Source organism: Streptomyces sp. NPDC058092, from assembly GCF_042884935.1.
Classification (GTDB): Bacteria; Actinomycetota; Actinomycetes; order Streptomycetales; family Streptomycetaceae; genus Streptomyces.
On record NZ_JBHVSY010000008.1, the window covers coordinates 328,253 to 332,660 of the forward strand.

Sequence of the window (4,408 nt, forward strand, 5' to 3'; positions counted from 1 at the left end):
ACGACCCCGACGACCGGTGGCGGCACGACGACCCCGACGACCGGTGGCGGCACGACGACCCCGGGCACCACGACGGGGACCATGTAATCCGGCACCGGGCCTGGCGAGCAACCAGTGATAGCGCAGGCTCAGTGATTCCCTCTTCCTGCAGGCGGCGCGTCCGGGCCGTCGCAGGTGTGAGCCCCCCGCTGGTGTTCTGTGCCCGATAGTTGATCGTCAGCCTCGATCGTTCATGAGCCCTCATCGGATTCTTGATGAGGGCTCATGAACCTGTGTGGTGCGTCCGATCCGGAGCGGGCCGGGCCAACGGCCCGGCTGTCGTGCCGGGTTCCGCCCCTCCGGTGAGGGGTCGAAGTACAGCTACGTCCTGGGGTTGCCGAACGTCTGTCGAATTGCGGCGAGTCGCCGCGCTGCCCGGCCGTCACCACGACCCGCCGAGCGCTGCACTGCCCTGGGGCGCCCGATGACCAACATCGCCGTAAGTCGCACCGAACGCGGTCGTCGGCCGTTGCGACGTCGACGACCTGGTCGCCATCGCCGCCGCCCGCGGCGTATCCCCAGGGGCTCTACTGCCCCAGTGAGCGGCTCACGGTGCCGTCTCCCACTCCGCAGCCCAGACCTTCAACCGCATACAGGAGGCCCTTCTTGGCTGAGCCGTACGACCGCTGGCACAAGAAGCGCCCGCAACCCGGCGACGAGAAGTGCAAGGCCCACGGCAAGGTGCCGTCCCGTGAACACGGACGCGGAAAAAGATGGCTGGCCCGGTGGCGCGACCCCGAAGGGCGACAGCAGAGCGAGAGCTTCGATCGCTACGAGGACGCGCGCCAACATCTGACGCGGATGCTCGGGGCCGTCGACGAAAGCACGTATATCGCCCCGAAGAAGAGCGACACGCTGCTCAAAACGATCGCTGAGCAGCGGCTTGCGAACCAGCCCGTGCTGGAGAATGTCCGCGTACCCCGCATCGGATCGGGCCGGCCACGCGTCCGCCCCGATCGGGCGTACTCCTCCCGCAAGAACCGCGCCTACCTGCGCCGCCGTGGAATCCGCTGCACCATCCCATACAAGGCTGACCAGGCCCGCAACCGCAGGAAGCTCGGCTCCCGTGGCGGCCGACCGCCGCGTTTCATTGCGGTGGATTACCGCGAGCGCCATGCGGTCGAGTGCGGGATCAACCGACTTAAAAGGCACAGGGCAGTGGCCACGAGGTACGACAAGCTCGCCGTCCGCTACGAGGCGACTGTGCTGGTCGCAGCCGTGAACGAGTGGCTGTGACCAGCACCGTCGCAACGGCCCTCAGACGACGTCGAATTCGTTGCCCTCGGGGTCCTGCACGGCGGCGGCGTAGAGCCCCATGTCCGGCTCATCCTTGATCCGCAGCACGGTGGCACCAGCTTTGACCAGCCGTTCCACCGTAGCCTTGACCTGCTGTGTGCGGACGTCCAGTGGGACGTCACGGCCCCCACCGACCTTCAGGTCGAAGTGCCACCGGTTCTTGGCTACCTTCGGCTCCGGAACCTGCTGGAACCACACCCTCGGTCCACGTCCCGCGGGATCGATGATGGACTCCGGAATATCCCCGGCACCGGCCGGCAACTCCGCCTCGGGCACCCCCACCGCTGCCCAGTAAGCACGCCACGTGGCGTGCCCGCCAGGCGGAGGCTCAGGCACGTAGCCCAGGGCCTCGGCCCAGAAAGCCACCATTTTCTGCGGATCGGAGCAGTCGATCGTCAGCTGCACTGTCATCTCCATGCTCGGAGCATCCCAGGCAGGTCTGACAGACGATCCACTTTCGCAACACCCGATGGGGACCGTCGCGCACCATCGCCAGCCAACAGGAAAGGACCAGGTCAGCGCCCCACGGGGAAGATGCCCGCAGGTCACCGACCTGGCCGATTACCAGGAGACCAAGAAGGCTGCCGCAGTACACAGAGCCTGGACGAGCCAGCGAGGGCCGCTATCCCGACTATGGGGTAGCGGCCGTCGCAGCGTTCTGACATCACGTCAGAGAATTGGCCGGGCGGTGCGCACTCGGTGCACAAGGGGGCGGAAACCAAGCGGTGACAGCGAGAACTACTGAGAAGAGTTTTCGCAGGTCACAGCCTGTTTCCAGAGCCTCGGCCGGGCCGCCCGACCCCGCTCCTTAGAGGTCGAAGTACAGCTCGAACTCGTGCGGGTGCGGGCGCAGCTGGATCGGGGCGATCTCGTTGGTGCGCTTGTAGTCGATCCACGTCTCGATCAGGTCGGACGTGAAGACGCCGCCGGCCTGCAGGTACTCGTTGTCCGCCTCCAGCGCCTCCAGGACGGCCGGGAGGGAGGTCGGGACCTGCTGGACGGTCGCGTGCTCCTCGGGAGCCAGCTCGTACAGGTCCTTGTCGATCGGCTCGGCGGGCTCGATCTTGTTCTTGATGCCGTCGAGGCCTGCCATCAGCAGAGCGGAGAAGGCGAGGTACGGGTTGGACGACGGGTCCGGGGCGCGGAACTCGACGCGCTTGGCCTTCGGGTTGGAGCCCGTGATCGGGATACGCATCGCGGCGGAACGGTTGCGCTGCGAGTACACCATGTTGACCGGGGCCTCGAAGCCGGGGACCAGGCGGTGGTACGAGTTCACCGTCGGGTTGGTGAAGGCCAGCAGCGACGGAGCGTGCTTGAGGATGCCGCCGATGTAGTAGCGGGCGATGTCCGAGAGGCCCGCGTAGCCCTGCTCGTCGTAGAACAGCGGGTCGCCGCCGGCCCACAGGGACTGGTGGACGTGCATGCCCGAGCCGTTGTCGCCGAAGATCGGCTTCGGCATGAACGTCGCGGTCTTGCCGTTACGCCAGGCGACGTTCTTCACGATGTACTTGAAGAGCATCAGGTCGTCGGCCGCGGCGAGCAGCGTGTTGAACTTGTAGTTGATCTCCGCCTGGCCGGCGGTGCCGACCTCGTGGTGCTGGCGCTCGATCTGGAGACCGCTCTTCTCCAGCTCCAGGGACATCTCGGCACGCAGGTCGGCGAAGTGGTCGACCGGCGGGACCGGGAAGTAGCCGCCCTTGTAGCGGACCTTGTACCCACGGTTGTCCTCGATCGCACCGGTGTTCCAGGCACCGGCCTCCGAGTCGATGTGGTAGAAGCTCTCGTTCGACGACGTCTGGAAGCGGACGCTGTCGAAGACGTAGAACTCGGCCTCGGGACCGAAGTACGCGGTGTCGGCAATGCCGGTGGAGGCGAGGTACGCCTCGGCCTTCTTGGCCACATTCCGCGGGTCACGGCTGTACTGCTCACCGGTGATCGGGTCGTGGATGAAGAAGTTGATGTTGACGGTCTTGTCGCGGCGGAACGGGTCGACACGGGCGGTCGACAGGTCCGCGCGCAGCGCCATGTCGGACTCGTGGATGGCCTGGAAACCGCGGATCGACGAGCCGTCGAAGGCAAGCTCGTCGGCCGGGTTGAAGGTCGCCGCCGGCACCGTGACGTGCTGCATCACACCGGGCAGGTCACAGAACCGGACATCGATGAACTTGACGTCCTCGTCAGCGATGAACTTCTTCGCGTCGTCGGCGTTCTGGAACATCCAACTCCTCCTACTCCCGGCCCGGGAGGGACGGGGTTGCAGCTCGTGGTGCGGCCAGTACGGTGGCACACGCTGGGGCCGACCTTAGGCAGGCCGGATTTCTCAAGCATGACCCATTTGTTTCGCAGAAGTTAACCGAGCCGAGCGCGCGCGGCACGTCGAGGCCGGTTCGGGTCCCTCGTCGGGGCCGCCCGGGAGCCCGCAGCGGTCACCCCTCCCGGCGGACAGCGGGGCACCGCGCAGTACCGTGTTCGGGTGGACACTAGGCAAGCAATCGGATCGTGGCTCTCGGGGCCGCGCGCGACCGCCGAGGAGATGGGGGTCGATTTCGGCCACCGGGGCAAGCGGCTCGGTCTGCCCGAGCACGGGCCGGGATCCATGGCGCCGTTCGGCCGCCGCCTCGGCGCGCTCTTCATCGACTGGACCCTGTGCATGCTGATCGCATACGGGCTGTTCGCTCGCGGTGACCAGCAGGCGGCGGGAAACTGGGCGCTCGGCGTCTTTCTCGTACTGAGCGTGCTCACCGTCGGGACCATCGGCTGCACGCCCGGCAAGCGCGTCCTGGGCATCCGGGTCGTCGCCGAGAGCGGCGGCCGGCTCACGTTCGGGCGGGCGATCGTCCGGAGCGTGCTGCTGTGCCTGGCGATCCCGGCCCTGATCTGGGACCGCGACGGCCGCGGCCTGCACGACCGGCTGGCCCGCGCGGTCCAGGTCCGCATCTGAGCGAGGCCGGAACGACGAAGAGGGCGGGTCGCGAACCGGGGGGGGTTGGGGCCCCCCCCCCTGAATAGTAAAACGGGGGCGGGAGCGCCAAATTTAGCCCCCGGGGAGACCCCAAACCCAAGGCCAAGGCCC

General features: G+C 67.2%; 4 protein-coding genes. 2 read left to right on the top strand and 2 right to left on the bottom strand.

The window, feature by feature from the left end:
* Window positions 1-645: 645 nt before the first annotated feature.
* The gene (locus ACFVV1_RS16595) at window positions 646-1,275 is read left to right on the top strand and encodes a transposase (protein ID WP_389989905.1); all 630 of its coding nucleotides are present in this window, start codon (window positions 646-648) and stop codon (window positions 1,273-1,275) included.
* A 21-nt stretch (window positions 1,276-1,296) separates the two neighbouring features.
* On the opposite strand, the gene ACFVV1_RS16600 is transcribed toward ACFVV1_RS16595, so the two are convergent.
* Both ACFVV1_RS16600 and glnA read right to left on the bottom strand, forming a co-directional pair.
* The gene (locus ACFVV1_RS16600; RefSeq protein ID WP_389989906.1) at window positions 1,297-1,752 is read right to left on the bottom strand and encodes a VOC family protein; all 456 of its coding nucleotides are present in this window, start codon (window positions 1,750-1,752) and stop codon (window positions 1,297-1,299) included.
* 391 nt (window positions 1,753-2,143) lie between these two features.
* A complete protein-coding gene (gene glnA, locus ACFVV1_RS16605) occupies window positions 2,144-3,553 on the bottom strand; it encodes a type I glutamate--ammonia ligase (RefSeq protein WP_389989907.1) in 1,410 nt (469 codons plus the stop codon).
* A 255-nt stretch (window positions 3,554-3,808) separates the two neighbouring features.
* Here glnA and ACFVV1_RS16610 point away from each other — a divergent pair, with 255 nt between their 5' ends.
* Window positions 3,809-4,276 carry an RDD family protein gene (locus ACFVV1_RS16610; RefSeq protein WP_389989908.1) on the top strand — a complete coding sequence of 156 codons (468 nt, stop codon included), beginning with the start codon at window positions 3,809-3,811 and terminating at the stop codon, window positions 4,274-4,276.
* The last annotated feature ends 132 nt before the right edge of the window (window positions 4,277-4,408 follow it).